This window comes from Microbacterium schleiferi (genome assembly GCF_015565955.1).
Classification (GTDB): domain Bacteria; phylum Actinomycetota; class Actinomycetes; order Actinomycetales; family Microbacteriaceae; genus Microbacterium; species Microbacterium schleiferi_A.
This window is the reverse complement of record NZ_CP064760.1, coordinates 502,546-521,276: the sequence shown is the minus strand read 5'-3', so window position 1 is coordinate 521,276 and position 18,731 is coordinate 502,546. Positions and strand designations below refer to the sequence as shown.

Annotated in this window: 22 protein-coding genes; 14 read left to right on the top strand and 8 right to left on the bottom strand. The window is 66.1% G+C overall.

What is annotated here, in order from left to right:
- Positions 1-14 precede the first annotated feature (14 nt).
- The 7 genes from IT882_RS02555 to IT882_RS02525 all read right to left on the bottom strand — a co-directional run bounded on the left by IT882_RS02555 (position 15) and on the right by IT882_RS02525 (position 3,918).
- Positions 15-347, bottom strand: coding sequence for a hypothetical protein (locus tag IT882_RS02555; protein ID WP_195693039.1), 333 nt, complete (start codon positions 345-347; stop codon positions 15-17).
- Between the two features lie 163 nt (positions 348-510).
- A complete protein-coding gene (locus tag IT882_RS02550; RefSeq protein ID WP_195693038.1) occupies positions 511-2,007 on the bottom strand; it encodes a plasmid pRiA4b ORF-3 family protein in 1,497 nt (498 codons plus the stop codon).
- Positions 2,008-2,229: 222 nt separating this feature from the next.
- The gene (locus IT882_RS02545) at positions 2,230-2,490 is read right to left on the bottom strand and encodes a Txe/YoeB family addiction module toxin (RefSeq protein WP_195693037.1); all 261 of its coding nucleotides are present in this window, start codon (positions 2,488-2,490) and stop codon (positions 2,230-2,232) included.
- Positions 2,487-2,738 (bottom strand): type II toxin-antitoxin system Phd/YefM family antitoxin, encoded by a 252-nt coding sequence (locus IT882_RS02540; protein WP_229382258.1) that lies wholly within the window; start codon positions 2,736-2,738, stop codon positions 2,487-2,489. The genes IT882_RS02545 and IT882_RS02540 overlap by 4 nt, the downstream gene beginning before the upstream one ends.
- A gap of 66 nt (positions 2,739-2,804) precedes the next feature.
- Positions 2,805-3,092 (bottom strand): hypothetical protein, encoded by a 288-nt coding sequence (locus IT882_RS02535; protein ID WP_195693035.1) that lies wholly within the window; start codon positions 3,090-3,092, stop codon positions 2,805-2,807.
- Between the two features lie 149 nt (positions 3,093-3,241).
- Positions 3,242-3,679: a type II toxin-antitoxin system VapC family toxin gene (locus tag IT882_RS02530; protein WP_195693034.1), complete on the bottom strand. Its 438-nt coding sequence runs from the start codon at positions 3,677-3,679 to the stop codon at positions 3,242-3,244.
- Positions 3,676-3,918, bottom strand: a complete 243-nt coding sequence (locus IT882_RS02525; RefSeq protein WP_195693033.1) for a CopG family transcriptional regulator — start codon at positions 3,916-3,918, stop codon at positions 3,676-3,678. The genes IT882_RS02530 and IT882_RS02525 overlap by 4 nt, the downstream gene beginning before the upstream one ends.
- A 71-nt stretch (positions 3,919-3,989) precedes the next feature.
- Between IT882_RS02525 and IT882_RS02520 the strand changes: the two genes are divergently transcribed.
- The 3 genes from IT882_RS02520 to IT882_RS02510 all read left to right on the top strand — a co-directional run bounded on the left by IT882_RS02520 (position 3,990) and on the right by IT882_RS02510 (position 5,127).
- Entirely contained in the window at positions 3,990-4,244 is a 255-nt protein-coding gene (locus IT882_RS02520) for a type II toxin-antitoxin system VapB family antitoxin (RefSeq protein WP_195693032.1), read from the top strand.
- Entirely contained in the window at positions 4,241-4,639 is a 399-nt protein-coding gene (locus IT882_RS02515) for a type II toxin-antitoxin system VapC family toxin (protein ID WP_195693031.1), read from the top strand. The genes IT882_RS02520 and IT882_RS02515 overlap by 4 nt, the downstream gene beginning before the upstream one ends.
- A 254-nt stretch (positions 4,640-4,893) precedes the next feature.
- Positions 4,894-5,127, top strand: coding sequence for a hypothetical protein (locus IT882_RS02510; protein ID WP_229382439.1), 234 nt, complete (start codon positions 4,894-4,896; stop codon positions 5,125-5,127).
- Positions 5,128-5,365: 238 nt separating this feature from the next.
- Here IT882_RS02510 and IT882_RS02505 read toward each other — a convergent pair whose 3' ends face one another.
- Positions 5,366-6,556: an ROK family protein gene (locus IT882_RS02505; RefSeq protein WP_229382257.1), complete on the bottom strand. Its 1,191-nt coding sequence runs from the start codon at positions 6,554-6,556 to the stop codon at positions 5,366-5,368.
- 173 nt (positions 6,557-6,729) lie between these two features.
- Between IT882_RS02505 and IT882_RS02500 the strand changes: the two genes are divergently transcribed.
- The 11 genes from IT882_RS02500 (at position 6,730) to IT882_RS02455 (ending at position 18,712) form a co-directional block, all read left to right on the top strand.
- Positions 6,730-7,554, top strand: coding sequence for a sugar phosphate isomerase/epimerase family protein (locus IT882_RS02500; RefSeq protein ID WP_195693029.1), 825 nt, complete (start codon positions 6,730-6,732; stop codon positions 7,552-7,554).
- Positions 7,555-7,676: 122 nt separating this feature from the next.
- Positions 7,677-8,840 carry a substrate-binding domain-containing protein gene (locus tag IT882_RS02495; protein ID WP_195694021.1) on the top strand — a complete coding sequence of 388 codons (1,164 nt, stop codon included), beginning with the start codon at positions 7,677-7,679 and terminating at the stop codon, positions 8,838-8,840.
- A gap of 86 nt (positions 8,841-8,926) precedes the next feature.
- A complete protein-coding gene (locus IT882_RS02490) occupies positions 8,927-10,108 on the top strand; it encodes a Gfo/Idh/MocA family protein (RefSeq protein ID WP_195693028.1) in 1,182 nt (393 codons plus the stop codon).
- Positions 10,101-11,615: a sugar ABC transporter ATP-binding protein gene (locus IT882_RS02485; RefSeq protein WP_229382256.1), complete on the top strand. Its 1,515-nt coding sequence runs from the start codon at positions 10,101-10,103 to the stop codon at positions 11,613-11,615. Before IT882_RS02490 ends, IT882_RS02485 begins: the two co-directional genes overlap by 8 nt.
- Positions 11,612-12,583: an ABC transporter permease gene (locus IT882_RS02480; RefSeq protein ID WP_195693027.1), complete on the top strand. Its 972-nt coding sequence runs from the start codon at positions 11,612-11,614 to the stop codon at positions 12,581-12,583. Before IT882_RS02485 ends, IT882_RS02480 begins: the two co-directional genes overlap by 4 nt.
- Positions 12,513-12,857 carry an NAD(P)-binding domain-containing protein gene (locus IT882_RS17240; protein WP_418887764.1) on the top strand — a complete coding sequence of 115 codons (345 nt, stop codon included), beginning with the start codon at positions 12,513-12,515 and terminating at the stop codon, positions 12,855-12,857. Before IT882_RS02480 ends, IT882_RS17240 begins: the two co-directional genes overlap by 71 nt.
- Positions 12,791-13,696, top strand: coding sequence for a Gfo/Idh/MocA family protein (locus IT882_RS02475; RefSeq protein WP_229382255.1), 906 nt, complete (start codon positions 12,791-12,793; stop codon positions 13,694-13,696). Before IT882_RS17240 ends, IT882_RS02475 begins: the two co-directional genes overlap by 67 nt.
- On the top strand, positions 13,693-14,715 hold the full coding sequence (locus IT882_RS02470; RefSeq protein ID WP_195693026.1) for a sugar phosphate isomerase/epimerase family protein: 1,023 nt from the start codon (positions 13,693-13,695) through the stop codon (positions 14,713-14,715). Before IT882_RS02475 ends, IT882_RS02470 begins: the two co-directional genes overlap by 4 nt.
- A gap of 284 nt (positions 14,716-14,999) precedes the next feature.
- Positions 15,000-16,385 carry a polysaccharide biosynthesis tyrosine autokinase gene (locus tag IT882_RS02465; protein WP_195693025.1) on the top strand — a complete coding sequence of 462 codons (1,386 nt, stop codon included), beginning with the start codon at positions 15,000-15,002 and terminating at the stop codon, positions 16,383-16,385.
- Positions 16,386-16,430: 45 nt separating this feature from the next.
- Positions 16,431-17,540, top strand: coding sequence for a glycosyltransferase (locus IT882_RS02460; RefSeq protein ID WP_195693024.1), 1,110 nt, complete (start codon positions 16,431-16,433; stop codon positions 17,538-17,540).
- The gene (locus IT882_RS02455; RefSeq protein WP_195693023.1) at positions 17,537-18,712 is read left to right on the top strand and encodes a glycosyltransferase; all 1,176 of its coding nucleotides are present in this window, start codon (positions 17,537-17,539) and stop codon (positions 18,710-18,712) included. Before IT882_RS02460 ends, IT882_RS02455 begins: the two co-directional genes overlap by 4 nt.
- Positions 18,713-18,731: the final 19 nt, after the last annotated feature.

The window sequence follows — 18,731 nt, the reverse complement described above, 5'->3', positions numbered from 1 at the left end:
AGCGTGTCGCGAGTCTAGGAGTCCAGCGCGCGCTTGATGAGAGCCGACACGTCGCGGTCGAGGTTGTCGATCCGGTGCTCGAGCGCGCTGAAGCGCACGTCGACCGCCGCGAACCGCGCATTCATCTCCCCCTGCAGCCCGTCGATACGCCCGCTCAGCGCGTCGATTCGCCCGTTGACCTCACCGCCCAGTGCGTCGATCCGCCCAGAGAGCTCGCCCCGCAACCCGTGGATCGCGGCAGTCGTCGTGCGATTGGTGAGTGTGACGATCACCGTCGTGCCTCCCAGCATGACGGTCGTGAGCGCGGCGATGTAGAGCCAGTTCTGTGGGTCCACGAGCGAGATCACCCCTTCATTGTGCGACGGATGCGGCAAGCCTGCCACCTCGTGGGCCTCAGCGCGCACGTTTCCTTATGGGCGTGGAGACCCGCGCCGTTCGCACGAATGGGGAGGCGGATCGAGGCGGATCACTCGTCGCGAGAGGTATCACCTGACGTGGTCGCGGTCGCGGCTAGACCAACGATGCCGAACCACGCCTGAGCACCTCACGCGCGAACTGCCGCGCGACGTCGCTCATCTCGCCGCGATCGGCGCGTTCCCGGGGCCCGTCCCAGAGGTTCTCGAGCACGGTTCGCACACCCTCTTCGTACAGCTCGGATGCCTCGACCGGCCCATCGCCGCGACGCCATCCGAGCGCCGTGAGCCACGCCGCGACATCGTCCAGGCGGAGTGTCCGCTCTCTCCCGACCTCACGGCGACCCTCGAGCACCCGGGCATTGAAGCGCCCTCCGCCCGCGACCATGAGCAAGAGGCAGATCGTCGCATCGCGGCTGTAATCCGCACTGAGCGCGCCGTGGCGCCCGCGCATGGCGTGTGTCCCGTCAACAACTCCCCCGAATCGGGTGATCAAGGCATCCCAGATCTTCTGCGCCTCCCGCACCCCGGCGCGGCCTTGGCGCGTCACGAGAAGTCTTCCTCTGGACTTGCGCAAGAACCCGTCGCGCACGAGCGCCTCACGAAAGTGCAGCAGCGGCCCGCTCTGCGCCTCGCGGTTGTGTGCGCCGATCCACGCCCCCATCGCTGGCACGACGACGCTGGCCTCGACGACGTCGGCCGGGCGCAGATAGCCGGCGGCAGTCAGCTCGATCCCCTCGCCTCCCGCCCGACGCAGGAACCACGTCCAGGCCTGCAGCGCGGCATCCACCTCCCCGTCCGCGATATCGGTCGGCGGATCGACGAGTGTCCGCGCGACTTCTTCGACGCGATCACCGCCGGGCAGGTACCGCAGCCGGTCGATGACAGAGATCACGGATGCCGCGACTCCCGCCTCCCGCAGCGCAAACCGCAGATCCGCCAGCGCCTCGTTGACCTCGCTGGGGTCGAACCAGGCGGGATCACCCTGGATCTCGAGCAGCTCTGCGCCTCCGAGGCCGCGGCTGTCTTCGGGCGGGGCTGCCCGGCGTCCGTCGACGCACACCGCCAGCGGCACGGGTTCGCCCATGCCACGCACATCCTCGACCCGCAGCACGACCTGCCAGTTGTCGCCGTAGTCGTAGAGGTAGTGCAGGGTGTCACCGGATTCGGCGACGACCTCATCGAGCCGCACCTCCGACGCGGGAACGCCCTCGTCTTCGCCTTCGTCGACGTCGTAGGGGCACAGGAACAGCTGCGCGTTGCGATCCCACCCGTCGCCCCCAATCGAGAAGCGATGAAGATGCGAATCGGTCCACCCGAACGCGGCCTGCAGCACCTCGTGCAGGACGTCGAGGGTCATCGACGATCGCAGGTCGAGGCGCCGCCAGACCGGCGGTTTCGCCCCAACGAGGTCGGCACGCACGCGGAAGCACACGGTGTCGGGGCGCGGCGGATGCCGCAGCTCTGGCCGACCTCGCTCTAGGTAGTCGGCGACACGGGCACGCCTGATCTGCTCCATGACGCCTCGAAGGTCGGCGATCGTCATCCCGCCGGCGATCTCGGCGAAGCGGCGCCGCACTTCCTCGTCATTCATCGGAGATCACGCTACCGGCCTCGACACAGCGAGATGCCGCGAATCCGCGAGGTATAGGCCGCAAATCCACGAGTTATGTGTCGCGAAACGACGAGTTGAGCTAGCTACGTGCTCGGCACGGCTCAGCAGAGCGCTGCGTTCGGCGACCGGCTGGGGGGCCTGCCGGTCTCGTCTCTGTGGGAACGTGCCCCCACCCTCTGACGCGTGATCCGAGCGGTGACGTCAGTAATGGTCTCGTGCTTGGAGGATCACGATGTGGTCGTCGGTGACGTAATAGACAAGTCGATTCTTCTCGTCGATCCGCCGAGACCAGGAGCCCGACAGCACGTGGCGGAGCTGCTCGGGTTTGCCGACGCCGTCGAACGGATCGCGAAGGACTGCGGCGATGAGCGTGTTGATCCGCTTCAGCGTCTTGCGATCCTGCGTCTGCCAGTACAAGTAGTCTTCCCACCCGTTCGGGTCGAAGACAAGCGCGCGTGTCACGGATCGACGAGGTCGTGCTGCTCGAATTCGCCGCGACGCGCGCGCTCGACCGCCTCGAGCAGCCGCTCGGCGTTAGCGGGATTTCGAAGAAGATACGCGGTTTCAGTGAGAGCGTCGTAATCGTCCTTGGACATGATCACGGCGTTGCCCCGGCGGGAGACGACCTCCACCGTCGTGTGATCATCGTTGACCTGCTGGATGAGTCCGAACAGGCTCTTTCGCGCTTCGGTCGCGGTGATGGCGGACACAGGGACACCTCCGGATGAGTGGTACATAAAACGGTACCACTCCGACGATTGATCTGACCTTGCGGTCTACTCGTCGCGCGGAGCCTCGCGGGCGGGCGCGAGGCGGGGCGCGAGGCCTGCCGCGAGTGCGTAGACGCGGTCATCAAGCCGAGACACCCGGTCGTCAAGCCGAGACACCCGGTCGTCAAGCTGCGAAAGTCGGTCGTCGAGGCGAGAGATCTCCGTCGCGAACTCGGCCTTCAGCTCGCCGCGAGTGCGTCGCGCAGACGCCGTCACGGTCGTCGCCAGCCCGACGATGCCCACAGCGAGCGCAACGAGCACGGCGAGTGTGTCCATCCCCACGACGACCTCCATGTTCTCCAGTGTGCGCCGGATCAATGCGCATATCCAGAACCGTACGCGCGCAAGAGCACTCGGGCTGCACGATCTGCCCCCGTGCGCAAGTCAGGTTCGCTGCCGGCCCTGGGGAGGAACGGCAGCAAACGTCGAGCCTTGCGGATCTCTCAGCCGATGCCGAGCGCGGCGAGGAACCCAGCCGATGCCGGGTCGTGGTGCGTGAGCCCGCGGACACTGGCGAACGCGCCATCGGCAGACACCAGCCCCTCCATGCCGTCACGACGCATCGCGACCGACGCGAGTACGGCGTCGGTCGCCCGGAGCGCATCGTGCGCACGGTAAAGGTCTAGCCCGGCCGCAAGGTCGACGGCGTCGACCGTGACGAGCGGAGACAGCAGCGCCGCGAACTGGGAGGTAAGCACCGCGGCGTCGTCTCGCCCGCGCCGCCGCGCGCGGACGTGGGTGAACTCCTGCAGCACCTCGACGGTGGTGGTCGCCGCAATCCGCCCGTCACCAATCGCCGAGATCAGTGCCCGGCATGGCTCGCGCAGTGCATGCTCGGACCCGACCGCGTAGACGAGCACCGTCGTGTCGAGCAGGATCACGCGCGGCCCCGGATGAGGTCGAGTTCGGCGCGCAGATCGTCGGGATCAGGAACGTCCATGGGCGCGGCAGCAAGGATGCCGGCAGCAATCGCGGCCTTCTGTTCGAGGCCCGAGGGGTAAGCGACATCGATCGCTCGACGTACGAGGGAGGCAACCGACACGCCACGGCGAGCGGCGACCCGCTCAAGCCGTTCACGCTGCTCGGTGTCGATCAGCACCTGGAGCCGCTCGGTCTTCATGCTCATACTGTAGCAGGAGCATGTTTCTTCCTATTGTTATTCCTTTCTTCCTTAAGAGGTAGGCTTCCACCATGGCTCTCAATATCAAAGACCCCGAAGCGGATCGCCTGGTGCGGGCTCTCGCTGACGCAACGGGCGAGAGCATCACGGTTGCCGCGCGGAGGGCATTCGCCGAGCGCCTCGACCGTGTCAGGGCACAGGCCACGGCGCCCGATGTGCAGAGTGACCTCGAGGCGATCATCTCCCGAGGGCGCGATCGGGCGACCCTGGATGCGCGGTCGGCCGACGAGATCATCGGCTACGACGAGCACGGCCTGCCCCGATGACGATCGCCCTCGACACGTCAGCGTTGATGGCCATCGTCCTTGGCGAAGCGGATGCGTCGCGTTTCGCCCGCGTGATCGCCGAGAACGTTGGCGACCTTCACGTGAGCGCTGCGACGCTCGTGGAAGCGACGATCGTGGCCGATGCGCGTCAGGGACCGGCGGCTACGCAGGATCTCGAGGCCCTCATCTCTCGCGCTCGCGTCACGGTCGCGCCCTTCGACGCCGCTCAAGCGTCGATCGCAACCGCAGCGTGGCGCCGATTCGGTAAGGGTCGTCACGCAGCATCACTGAACATGGGTGACTGCTACTCGTATGCGCTCGCCCGCAGCCTGGGCGCTGCACTGCTCTTCAAGGGCGACGACTTCGCGCAGACCGACATCGCCGCTGCGATCTGAGCGGTGCATTGCGACGCCTTGCCGCTGGCGCACACGCCGCTCCTTCCCGCTGTCGAAAAGATGGCAGCGGAATCAGCGCTGCTGTGACGTGACTCCCCATCCCGGACCCGCGGGCGGTAGCGAGCGAACGCGCTTCACGCAGGGCCCTCGGGGCGAGGCCGACCGACCTCATACTGTCGCGATCAGCGGCCCGGCGAGATCGGATGGGAGACGGCAGTGGGTGGTGATCGCTATGTGGAGGCCTCGAGTACCAGATCGAGCATCACGTCTTCCCTCGGGCGCCGCGTCCGAACCTTCCCGCCCTGCAGAAACTGGTGCGAGCGCACTGCGCCGAGCACGGCATCCCTTACACAGAGACAACCCTCGGTGAGGCGTTCCGAACGATCATCGCCTACCTCAACCAGGTCGGGCTCAAGAATCGCGACCCGTACACCCCCTCGTCCGGCAGTACCGAGGCTGAGCCGCGCCACACCCAGGAGAGCCCATGAAGGTCATGATCAACCCGACCACGTGCAGCGCGTCCGGCACCTGTGGGCGTCTGGCGCCGAGCGTGTTCGCGAACCGCGACGAGGACGGCGGATTCGTCAGCGTTCTCGACGAGATCCCCCGAAGTCCGAATGGGCCGCCGCGCGGGAGACCGAAGAGCTGTGCCCGTCCGCGACGATCCGGCTCCAGGACGACTGAACCCCGGACGACGCGTCGTCCGGGCGGCACTGGCCCGGATCGTTACCGCGACTTCGATGACTCCCGTTGCCCGGACGACGAACGCCCGACGAGGTCGGCAACCATTCGGTCGATGGCTTCGGGTGAGAGGAGTTCGTCGATGACCATGAGCGCTGCTCCGCGGACGCCGGCATCGATGCCGCCGCGAGCCGGCACAATGTTCAGGTATTGGGTGGCCAGGGGGATAGACCGCTTGTACACGACTTCCCGCACGCCGGCGATGATCTCTTGCACGAGCACGCCGAGGCGACCGCCGACGACGACCGTCGAGGGGTTGAGCAGGCTCACACACATGGCCGCGACCTCCCCGATGGCTCGCCCCGCGTCTCGGGCCGCGGCGATGGCGACGGGGTCCCCGATCCGGATGCGCTCCGCGACGGCGCCCGGCGGCACCCTCTCGCCGGAGGCAGCTGAAAGCTCCTGCGCGATCGCGGGGGCGCTGGCGATCGCTTCAAGATCACGTTCGTCCAGCGAGTAGTGCGGAACCTGCACGTGACCGATGTCTCCCGCCGATCCCTGCGCTCCACGCTGCAGACTGCCACCCGAGATCACGCCCGCTCCGATGCCCGTGGACACCTTGATGAACAGCAGGTCGTCAACGTCGGGCCAGGATGTCGCCCGTTCACCGATCGCGAGGACGTTCACGTCGTTGTCCACGAACGTCGGCACATCGATCCGCTCCCGAACGAATGCCGGGATGTCGAATCCATCCCACCCCGGCATGATGGGCGGACGGATCGGCCTGCCTGTCGAGTGCTGCACCGGACCCGGCACCCCGATCCCGACGCCGAGTACCGTGCTCGGGTCGACATCGAGATCGGCGAGCAGTCGTTGGGCAGCCTCGATCACCCAGTCGAGCGTGGCCTGGGGGCCAGCGGCGATATCGAGCTCGCGGCGCTCGGTGATGCGCACCTCCCCGCGAAGATCGGTGATTCCGACGACACCATGGGTAGCGCCGAGGTCGACCGCGACGACCGTGCGCGCCGATGCGTCGAACGCGACGCGGGACGCGGGTCTTCCGCCTGACGACGCTGCGTTTCCGAGCGATGAGACCAGGCCGATCTCCTGCAGCGCCGCGAGACGGACAACGACGCTCGTGCGCGCGAGTCCCGTCTCGTCGACGAGCTCCCCCCGGGTGCGGGGGCTCCCATCGCGGAGGATCCGAAAGAGGTCGCCGGCCCCGACCGTACCCATCTCCGCTCCCTTGTCTCTTCGATGCCGCATCAGAGAATGCAGAAATCATGTCATTACGTCTTGAGAAGGTCAAAGTGCGGAACCTTATAGCTTCTACGGTTTCTACTATTGACTTGAAAAAGTCATAAGTGCTAGCGTCGCTGCGACGATCCCCTACGAGGAGGTAGACAGCCATGAAGCTCGCGTTCGAGATGAATGCCTGGGGCGGTGTGGTCGGCACTCCCGGCGCCGTGACCGACATCGGGTCCGGTTTCTATGTGACTCCGGGCGATGTGACGGTGGGTCTCGACGCGGCGGCTGCCGCCGGTTTCGCCGGCTTCGAACTGTTCGACGGCAACCTGCTCCCCTTCGAGGACGACATGCAGACGCTTCGCGCGGCTGCGGCCGACCGCGGGCTCACCCCCGTAGGCGTGTACTCGGGCGGGCACTTCATCTACCGCGACGCGCACGCCGACGAGTTGGCGCGGTTCACGCGTTCGATCGCGCTCGCCTCGTCGCTGGGCGCCCGGCACTTCGTGCTCGGCGGCGGCGCGATCCGTCACACCGGCCGCCAGGAGGCCGACTACGAGATCATGGCCTCGCTGCTCGACGAGGTCGCTCGCCGGGCCGAGGATGCCGGGCTCATCCCCAGCTACCACCCGCACCTGGGCAGCATCGCCGAGAGTCCCGATCAGATCGATGCGCTGTTCGCGGCGAGCTCGATCGGGCTGTGCGCCGACGTCGCGCACATCGCAGGAGGGGGCGGCGATGCCGTTGCGGTCATCCAGCGCTATGCCGACCGCCTCGTCAACGTCCACCTAAAAGACCTCGACGCCGAGGCGGGCGGCTTCATGCCCCTCGGCGAGGGCGACCTGCCGATGAGCGCGATCATCCGGGCGGTCGTGGATGCCGGGTATGACGACTGGATCACGGTCGAGCTCGACGGCTACGCCGGCGACGCGAGCGCGGCCGCGAAGCGAAGCTTCGAGTTCCTCTCCTCCGAGGGGCTCGTTTCCTGATCCGTCGGGTCGGGGACGTCTCGGAACGCGAGGGACGAGACGGATTCCGGAGCCAAGGCGGTTCCGGAGGAGGGGACGAAGCACCATTCGTCCCTCAATCACACGCAAGGGAGCACGTGACCATGCACATCAAGAAGTCACTCGTGGCGGCCATGGCCGTCGTGGGCGTCCTCGCCTTCGCCGGATGCACGCCGGCCGGCGGCGGGGACTCGGGCTCGGACGTCGATCCTGCGATCGCCGCAGAGATCGATGCCGCGCTGCAGGAGATCACGGGCCAGGTGCTGAGCACCGGCCCCAACGGCGAGGAGCCGGCACCGGCGTCCGAGGCTGTCGTCACCGACGAGCAGGCGGCCCAGGTCGCCGAGATGGGGCTCACCGCGGCCATTGTCATGCACTACGGCGGCAACGACTGGGCCAACGCCCAGATCGCGGGCCTGAACGCGGAGTTCGAGCGCCTCGGCATCGAGGTCATCGCCACCACGGATGCCGGGTTCGACCCGGCCAAGCAGGTGTCCGACATCGAGACCGTTCTGGCCCAGAACCCCGACATCATCGTCTCGATCCCGACCGACACGGTCGCGACCGCGAGCGCATACCGCAAGGCCGCGGAGCAGGGCGTCAAGCTCGTCTTCATGGACAACGTCCCCGAGGGCTTCACCCCCGGCGTCGACTACGTCTCGATGGTGTCGGCCGACAACTACGGCAACGGCGTGACCTCCGCCTACCTGCTGGCGCGCGCACTGGGCGGCCAGGGCAAGATCGGCGCGATCTACCACGAGGCGGACTTCTTCGTGACCCAGCAGCGCTACGACGGCTTCGTCGACACGATCACCGAGCAGTTCCCCGACATCGAGATCGTTGAGGAGCAGGGCATCGCCGGTCCCGACTTCGCCGGTGATGCGCAGGCGGCGACCACGGCGATGCTCACCAAGCACGCCGACCTCGACGGCATCTGGGCCGTCTGGGACGTCCCCGCCGAGGGTGTCATGGCTGCCGCTCGCGAAAACGGCCGCACCGACATCAAGATCGCGACCGAGGACCTCGGGACCAACGTAGCGATCGCTCTCGCCGAAAACGAGATGATCGTCGGCCTGGGCGCCCAGTTGCCCTACGACCAGGGCGTCGCTGAGGCGGGTCTGGCAGCCCTGTCGATCCTTGGCATCGAGGTGCCGCCGTACGTCGCACTGAGCTCGCTGCCGGTCGACCACGCGAACGTCCTCGAGGCGTGGGAGCTCGTGTACCACTCGGCTCCGCCGGCTTCGGTCACCGACGCATACGTCGACTGACCCAATCCCTTCCGGGGGTGGATGCTGCCCGCGTCCACCCCCACCCTCCTTCTTCCTCTCACTGACCCCCTGACATCGGAGACGACATGCAAGACATCAAGATCGCCATGATCGGCGGCGGGTTCATGGGCAAGGCCCACTCGCTCGCGTACTCAGCCATGCCCATGTTCTTCTGGCCGGCCCCGGCACGCCCCGTCAAGCACGTCGTCGTCGATGCCACCGAGGACCTGGCGCGCACCGCCGCGGACCGCTACGGCTGGAACTCGTCGTCCAGTTCGTGGGAGGCCGTGATCAACGACCCCGAGGTCGACCTCGTCGACATCGCGACCCCCAACAACCTGCACGCCGAGATCGCGATCGCCGCCGCCGAGGCGGGCAAGCACGTGATCTGCGAGAAGCCCCTCGCGCCCACTTCCGCTGAGGCGCTGCAGATGCTCGAAGCGGTTGAGCGCGCCGGTGTCGTCAGCGCCGTCGCCTTCAACTACCGTCGCACCCCGGCTGTCGCGCTGGCCAAGAAGTACATCGACGAGGGCGCGATCGGTCGCATCCTGAACTTCCGTGGCACGTACCTGCAGGACTGGAGCGCCGACCCCGACTCGCCGCTGAGCTGGCGCTTCCAGAAGAAGATCGCCGGATCGGGTGCGGTCGGCGACATCGGCAGCCACGTCGTGGACATCGCCCGGTACCTCGTCGGCGAGATCTCCGCGGTGAACTCGATCACCTCGACCTACATCACCGAGCGCCCGCTGCAGACCAGCGGTTTCGACGCCCTCGGCGGTGCGTCGAAGTCCGACGGACCCCGCGGTGCGGTGGATGTCGACGACGAGGCCATCTCACTGGTGCGCTTCCACAACGGTGCCGTGGGTTCGATCGAGGCCACGCGCAACGCGTGGGGTCGGAACAACTTCATCACCTTCGAGATCCACGGCACCGAGGGTTCGATCTTCTTCAACTACGAGAACCGTGACGAGCTGCAGGTCGCGTTCAAGAGCGACCCTGCCGACCGCCGCGGCTTCCGCACCGTCTACACGGGACCGAACACGCCCTACGGCGAGGCCCTGTGGCCCATCCCCGCGCTGGGCATCGGGTACGGCGAGACGAAGATCATCGAAGCCCACGACGTCATCAAGGCGATCGTCGACGGCAGCCGGGTGCGTCCCGACTTCGCCGACGGCTACGCCGCAGCATTGGTCGACGACGCGATCCTCGAGTCGGGCCAGTCGGGCGAATGGGTGAAGATTCCTACGCGCGACGGCGGCGATGTCTGATTCGTCCGCACCCGCGGTGCGGATGCGCCGCATCGTCAAGAGCTTCGGGCCCGTCGAGGTGCTCAAGGAGGTCGATCTCGACATCCATGCGGGTGAGGTTCACGCTCTGGCCGGCGAGAACGGTGCGGGCAAGTCGACCCTCATGAAGGTGCTGCAGGGCGTGCATCCGATCACCTCCGGAGAGATCGAGGTCAACGGCGAGCCTGTGAAGATCCGCAACCCCGCGGATGCCGAGAGGGTCGGGATCGGCATGGTGTTCCAGGAGTTCAGTCTCGTGCCGTCGATGACGGTCGCGCAGAACATCTTCTTGAACCGGGAGCTGCGCTCCAAGCTGGGCCTCATCGACGACCGCGCCGCCGAGCGCGAGGCCGCGCGGATCTTCGCCGACCTGGGCGTGAGCATCGACCCGGCGGCCCGTGTCGAGACTCTCGGCACCGCGTACTGGCAGCTGGTCGAGATCGCGAAAGCAGTGGCCAAGAACGCCACCGTGCTCGTGATGGACGAGCCGACCGCAAGCCTGGCCAGCCACGAGGTGGAGCGCTTGTTCGCGCTCATCGAACGGTTGACGGCTCGTGGGATCGCGATCGTCTACATCTCGCACCGCATGGACGAGATCCGCCGCGTCGCCCAGCGCATCACGGTGCTGCGCGATGGGCGGGTGGTCCTCAGCGACCGCGTGGCCGACGTCGAGGTGGCGCAGATCATCGAGGCGATCATCGGCCGGCGTCTGGCGAGCGACCTCGTCTACCGTGAGCGCGAGCGCGGCGTCGACGATCGCGTGATCCTCGCCGCCGAGCACGTCGCCAGCGACACGGGCCTCGTGGATGTCGACGTGACGGTGCGTGCGGGCGAGATCGTAGGTCTCGCGGGCCTCATGGGCAGCGGTCGCACCGAGTTCGCCCGGGTCATCGCGGGCATCGATCGACCGTCCTCGGGCACCATCCGGATCGACGGGCGGACGGTCAGCTTCCGCAGCGCGCTTGCGGCGCAGCGGGCCGGCATCGCCCTGATCCCCGAGGATCGCCGCGAACAGGGCCTCGTGCTCGAACATTCGGTCTCGGCGAACCTCACGCTGCCGGTCCTCGACCGCCTCATGGCGGGAATCCTGGTGAGCACGGCACGGATGCGCGCCATGACGCAGGACCTCGTCGAGCGCTTCTCGGTCAAGACAGCCGACCCGTACGCTCCCGTGAACCTGCTCTCGGGCGGCAATCAACAGAAGGTCGTCGTCGCGAAGTGGATCAACACCGATCCGAAGCTGCTCGTCATGGACGAGCCGACGGCGGGCGTCGACATCGGCACCAAGACCGAGATCCTCGACATCGTGCGGGACTACGCCTCGCAGGGCAACGCCGTGCTGTTCATCTCTTCCGAGCTTCCCGAGCTGCTGGCCGTCGCCGACCGTGTCGTCGTCCTGCGCGACGGGCGCACGGATCGCGAACTCACTCGCTCGCAGATCAACAGCGAAGAACAACTCCAACTCATCATCCAAGGAGAGGCCGCATGAGCACCTCTGTGACCGCCGAGAACACTTCGATGTGGCGGCGTCTGACCGCCCGCATGGACTGGCGCAGCAACATCATCTACATCGCGTTCGTCGTGGTGTTCATCCTCTTCGCCGTCATGCTCGGCAACGACGGTTTCTTGTCAGGCAACAACCTGCTCAACATCGCGCGGCAGACGGCGACGATCTCGATCATGGCGATCGCGATGACGTTCGTCATCGCTGCCGCCGAGATCGACCTGAGCGTCGGCTCGATCGCGGGCTTGAGTTCGGTGGTGACGGCGATCACTGTGAGCAACTTCGGGCTGGTGCCCGGCATCCTGGCGGGGCTCGCCTCGGGCGCGATCATCGGCGCCGTCAACGGCGGCCTGGTCGCGCTGCTGAACATCCCCTCATTCCTGGTGACCCTGGGCATGCTCGGGTTGGCGGCGGGTATCGCGCAGTGGATCACGGGCTCGGCCCCGCAACCGATCACCGACGACGTGTACGTCATGATCTTCGGCGGCGGTGACTTCGGTCCGGTGCCGGGTCTGCTGGTGTGGACGGCCGTGATCGTCGCGGTGGGCTGGGTCATCATGAACCGCTCGCGCTACGGTCGGAAGGTGCTCGCGACGGGCGGTAACCCGACCGCGGCGCGCTTCACCGGCATCAACACCGCGCGCATCAAGTTCACGGTGCTGCTCGTGTCGGGCATCGTCGCCGCGTTCGCGGGGATGCTGTATGCGGGGCGCCTCGAGTCGGGCCGTTTCCAGTGGGGCCAGGGCGATGAGCTCACGGTGATCGCCGCGGTGATCCTCGGCGGGACGAGCCTGTTCGGCGGTCGCGGGGCGATCATCGGCACCCTGTTCGGTTCCCTGTTCATGGGCCTGGTCAATAACGGCCTGATCCTTGCGGGGCTCGATGTGGCCCAGCAGCAGGTGGTTCGTGGCGCGATCATCATCGCGGCCGTCGCCCTCTCGAGAAAGAAGTAGCGCGATGGAGCCGATTCGCAGCGGGATCATCGGAACCGGGTTCATGGGTCGCGCGCACGCGCGAGCCGTGCGGTCGGCCGGCGGCACGGTCGTCGCGTTCGCGGGACGCGATCAGGACCGGACACGGGCTACCGCCCAGGCCGAGGGCGTGCGGCGGGTCCTGACCCCCAAGAACTCATTGACGACCCCGACGTCGATCTCGTGCACGTGTGCACCCCGAACGCCTTCCACGTGCAGTATGCCGAGGCGGCGATCGCGGCGGGCAAGCATGTGATCTGCGAGAAGCCGCTGGCGTTGTCGCCGGTTGATGCGCAGCGCCTGCAGGATGCCGCGAACGCAGCCGGCGTCGTGCACGCCGTGCCCTTCGTCTACCGTTTCTACCCGACCGTGCGAGAAGCCCGTTCGCGGATCGCAGCGGGTGACGAGCGGATCTGGCTGGCGCACGGTCACTACCTGCAGGACTGGATGTCGGACCGCTCGAGCACGAACTGGCGTCTGACCGATGGTGCGTCGCGCGCGTTCGCCGACATTGGTGTGCACTGGTGCGACCTGTTCGAGTTCGTCAGCGGACACCGCATCGTGCGGCTGATCGCAACCCGCTCGCGGCTGCACGATTCGCGGATCTCGGCCGAGGGCGAGGTCCCGGTACACACCGAGGATGGCGTGACGATGCTGTTCGAGACCGATCGCGGCGCATCCGGGTCGCTGGTGGTCTCGCAGGCCACGCCGGGTCGCAAGAACCGACTGTGGCTGTCGATCGACGGGGAGACGCAGTCGTACGCGTTCGATCAAGAGAACCCGAACGATCTGTGGATCGGCGCGCGTGAGCAGGTCACGATCGTTCCGAAGGGTGACGAGACGTCGGCGGATGCCCGCGGACTGGATCCGTATCTGCTGGTTCCCTCGGGCCATCCGCAGGGGTACCTTGACTGCTTCGGGCTGTTTCTCGCCGATGTGCACCGCACGATCCGTGGTGAGAACGTTGAGGGGCTGCCGTCGTTTGCCGACGGGGTGCGCGCGGCGCGTCTCACCGAAGCCGTGATCGAATCGTCGGAGTCGGGCGATTGGGCTCATGCCACCGACTCCGCTCATCGGGAGGCGAACGCAGCATGACATCGACGCACGAGGCGCGGCATCCGGTCACCCTGTTCACGGGCCAGTGGGCTGATCTTCCCTTCGACGAGGTCGCAAGGCTTGCGGCGGAGTGGGGCTATGACGGGCTCGAGATCGCCGCGTCGGGTGACCACCTCGATCTGCGTCGCGCCGACGAGGACCCTGCGTATCTGCGCTCGCGCCTCGAGGTGCTCGACCGGTACGGGCTGAAAGTGTTCGCGATCTCGAACCACCTCGCCGGCCAGGCGGTGTGCGACTCCCCCATCGACTTCCGTCACCAGGCGATCGTGCGCGACTACGTGTGGGGCGACGGTGACCCTGAGGGGGTGCGTCAGCGCGCCGCCGACGACATGAAGCGGGCCGCCCGGGTGGCGCGGGGCCTCGGCGCCGACACGGTGGTGGGTTTCACCGGCTCGTCGATCTGGCAGTATGTCGCGATGTTCCCGCCGGTGGATGCCACGGTGATCGACGCTGGTTACGAGGACTTCGCCCGCCGCTGGAACCCGATCCTGGACGTCTTCGACGCCGAGGGTGTGCGATTTGCGCACGAGGTGCATCCGAGCGAGATCGCCTACGACTACTGGACGAGCGTGCGAACCCTCGAGGCGATCGATCACCGCCCCGCGTTCGGGTTCAACTGGGATCCCAGCCACATGATGTGGCAGCGGGTCGACCCGGTCGGGTTCATCTGGGATTTCAAGGACCGGATCTACCACGTGGACTGCAAGGACACGCGAGTGCGCGCGACGAACGGTCGCGGCGGCACATTGGGCTCGCACCTCCCCTGGGGCGACCCACGCCGACCGTGGGACTTCGTCTCGACGGGGCGGGGCGATGTGCCCTGGGAGGATGCCTTCCGGGCGCTCGCGGCCATCGGCTATGCCGGTCCGATCTCGATCGAGTGGGAGGATGCCGGCATGGACCGGCTCCACGGCGCCGCCGAGGCCGTGACGTACGTGCGCTCGCTGCTGTGGCAGCTTCCCGAGCAGTCGTTCGACGCCGCGTTCAGCAACCAGTAGGCACCGGTTCCGCGTCCACGCCGCCGAGATCGTCGCAGCGCTCCGCACCGGAGTGCTCCCTGCATTCGCGGCCGCCCGCGCGAACATCACGCGCTGCGGCACGGATGCGGTCGCGATCGCGGATGCCGCCCTCCGCGGTATCCGTCAGCTTCCTATGATCCCCCCTCATTGAGCGAGCGAAGCGAGTCGAAACGCCCCTCAGCCCCTGCCGGACACCAACCGGATACCAGCGCGAAATACCGGGTATGTGAGGATAGTGCGAGGATCCCCAACCGAGAGGCACCATGGAGCTCCGCGACTACCTGCACATCCTGCGCAAGAACTGGCTCATCATTCTTGCGCTGACGCTTGTCGGTATCGGGGCCGCTGCCGCGTATTCCCTGACGCGCACACCTCTCTATGAGGCCGAGAGTTCTGTCTTCGTCTCTACTCAGGCCGGGTCGGGAACCATCCAGGACCTGAACCAGGGGTCGAACTTCTCCCTAGACCGGGTGCCGTCATACGTGCTCGTTGCAACGTCTCCGGTGGTGCTCAACCCCGTCATCGACGACCTCGGTCTCGACACGACGGCGAGCCAGCTCGCGATGCAGATCTCGGTGTCGTCACCGCTGAATTCCGCGATCATCAACGTGTCGGTGCAGGATGCCGACCCCCAACTGGCAGCCGACATCGCGAATGCCACGGCGGCGAGCCTGTCGGATGCCGTGGAAGAGATCGAGACGACGGCAAGCGTCAGCGCGAGCCCCGTGCGCCTGTCGGTGATTCGCCCGGCACTCCCGACGACTGCCCCGATCAGCCCGAACGTTCCGCTGAATCTGGCGCTGGGCGGCCTTATCGGCCTGGCACTCGGCGTTGCTGTCGCCATCCTGCGCACCGTGCTCGACACGAAGGTGCGCAACCCTCGCGATGTCGCAGCCCTCACCGACCGCCCGATGATCGGCGTCATCCCGTTCGATCCGAAGGCCGCCGAGCGCCCGATCATCCTCGAGGCCGACCCGACGAACCAGCGTGCTGAGGCGTTCCGCGCCCTGCGCACGAACCTGCAGTTCGTCGAGATGGACGGTGGCACGAGCTTCGTCATCACCTCGAGCATTCCCAGCGAGGGCAAGTCGACGACAGCGGTCAACCTCGCGATCGCTCTCGCGGATGCCGGCAAGCGTGTCGCACTCATCGACACTGACCTGCGCAAGCCGAAGGTTGCCGACTATCTCGGCATCGAGGGCGCGGTCGGGCTCACGGATGTCTTGATCGGCCGCGCGAAGGTCACCGACGTGATGCTGCCCTGGGGCCGTCGTCCCCTGTACGTGCTTCCCGCGGGCAAGGTGCCGCCCAACCCGTCCGAGCTGCTGGGCTCGTCCCAGATGAAGGCACTACTGGACGACTTCGTCAACACCTTCGATGTCGTGATCTGCGACGCTCCGCCGCTTCTTCCGGTGACGGATGCCGCAGTTCTGTCACGCCTCACCGCGGGCGCGATCGTCGTGACAGCCGCGGGGCGTACGACGACCCACCAGCTCGACGGAGCCCTGGACACCCTTGAGACTGTCGGCGCTAAGGTCGCTGGCCTGGTGATGACGATGGCGCCAACCAAGGGGCCTGACTCGTACATGTACGGCTATGGATATGGCTACGGATACGGGTACGGCTACGGCCACTCAGACAAGAGATAACGGGGCAATGCGGTCAACCAACTCACTGAACTTGCGGAAGGTGACATGACGGGTCTCGTGGTGCACGAGTGGGTTGAGAAATCCGGGGGTTCAGAGAAGGTCCTCGACGAGATTATGAGGACGTACCCGGACGCCGACATGGCGGTTCTGTGGAACGATGCTCCCGGCCGATACTCTGCGAACGTCAGAGAAAGCTGGCTCGCTTCCACGCCGCTGCGTCGACACAAAGCCCTCGCGCTCGGTGCAATGCCAATGACTTGGCGGCGTCTACGTGCTGAGAGAGCCTACAGCTGGATGATCGTCAGCAGCCACCTATTCGCACACCACGCAAGGCTCCCAGCCCAGCCTTCAGTCCCAAAGCTGGTGTACGCGCACACCCCCGCACGCTACATCTGGGTTCCCGAGCTAGATGCGCGGGGCCGCGGTCCACTGACCCGCGTAGCATCCTCTTTGCTTCGCCCGATCGACAAGCGGCGAGCCCAGGAAGCGGCGTCAATCGTCGCCAACAGTAATTTCACACGCGAACGGATCGAGCGGACTTGGGGCCGCGAATCGCAGGTGATCTATCCTCCGGTCGATGTCGAGCGAATCGCGTCCATCCACAACTGGTCGGACCTTGTTACGTCGGCAGAAGCCGACCGGCTCGATGCTCTCCCTGAGCGCTTCGTCTTGGGCGCATCTCGGTTTGTTGAGTACAAGCGGCTAGACCTCGCGATAGCCGTCGGCGAGGCAGCTGGGATCCCGGTAGTGCTGGCGGGCGGCGGGCCGCATAGAGGGGAACTGGACGCTCGCGCACGAATCAGTTCGACTCAGGTCCTGTTCATCGATTCACCCTCTGACGCCATGCTCTACGCGCTCTACGAGCGAGCCCTCGCCTTCGTGTTCGGCGCGATCGAGGATTTTGGGATCATGCCGGTGGAGGCTATGGCGATCGGTACTCCTGTCATTTGCGGCGAGGTCGGTGGCGTTGTGGAGTCTGTTATCCCCGGCGTTTCCGGCGCATCCATCCACGATTGGGGGGATGCGCGCGAACTCAGCAGCGCAGTAGACACAGTGAGCGGGCTAGAGCCGGACGCTGTTCGCCAGCGGGCGTCGCTGTTCTCTCGGTCAGCGTTCCAGACGGCACTGAAGAGTTGGGTCGACAGCAACACATGAATCGCTCGCAGTCATCAAAGCCATCGGTGTTGATTCTGGGCACCGCCGAATGGTCTCAGCTCATCGCGACGAACCAGCACTACATGACCCGGGAGCTCGCTCTCGATTATCAAGTCACCTTTGTCGAGTCTCTGGGCCTCCGGCGTCCGGAAATTAACCGTCGCGACCTAGCGAGGATCTTGGCTCGACTGCGGCGGGTCTTTACCCGGAGTAAGCCCAATGGCGAGTCACACGACGATAGGCGCCCCGTGCCGGTGAACGCGACCGTAGTCTCACCGATAGTGATTCCATACCACACTGGTTTGGCTCGTTTCGTGAATCATGCTCTCATCAGGTTTCAGCTGCGCAAGCTTCTCAGAAGCGAGGGGCACAAAGTGCTGTGGGTGTATACGCCAGTCACTTATGGCCTCGAGTCAGAGTTCTCTGGGGCCTTTTATCACTGCGTCGATCTCTTGGGTGACGTGCCTGGCATATCCAAGTCATTGATCGAAGGGGAGGAGCGCCGTCTTGCAGCAGCGGGGGTGCAAGCTGCAGCAAGTAGCGACGCTGTTCTCAGCCACCTGTCCAGCATGGGATTCAGTAACGTTCGCAGATGGCCGAACGTCGCTGACGTGGCCGCAATCCAGCAGTCGCGGCCACAGTCAGTGGCCCGCAGTCCTCGTTCGGTGGTGTTCGCTGGAAATCTCACGGCCACGAAGGTGGACTTCGAACTGATCGCAGCCATACAGCGGGCAGGGTGGCAGGTCCATCTGGCGGGGCCAATCTCTGAGGGCGGCGGAAATGCAGCAGCGATGGTTGCCGAGTTACAGGCCCTCGGAGTCGTGTACCACGGGATGCTCGCACTACCGGAGTTGGGAGCGCTCTACTGGCGGTGCGAGATCGGGATCATCCCTTACGTGGTGAACAGCTACACGCTTGGCGTGAACCCACTCAAGACCTACGAGTACCTTGCAGCTGGACTACCGGTGGTGAGCACGCCGATACCCGCCGTTACAGCACAAACGGATGATGTGGTCGTTGCGTCTACGACAGCCGAGTTCCTCGAGGCGCTCCGGTCCCTACGATTGAGCGAATCGGACGAAAAACGCAGGGTCCAGGTTGCCACCCTCAACAGTTGGACCCAACGCGGGCAGCAGGGCCGCGAGGTAGTGGAGCTTCTCGGGCGGGGATAGGCCTCGCAGCTGACGCCGA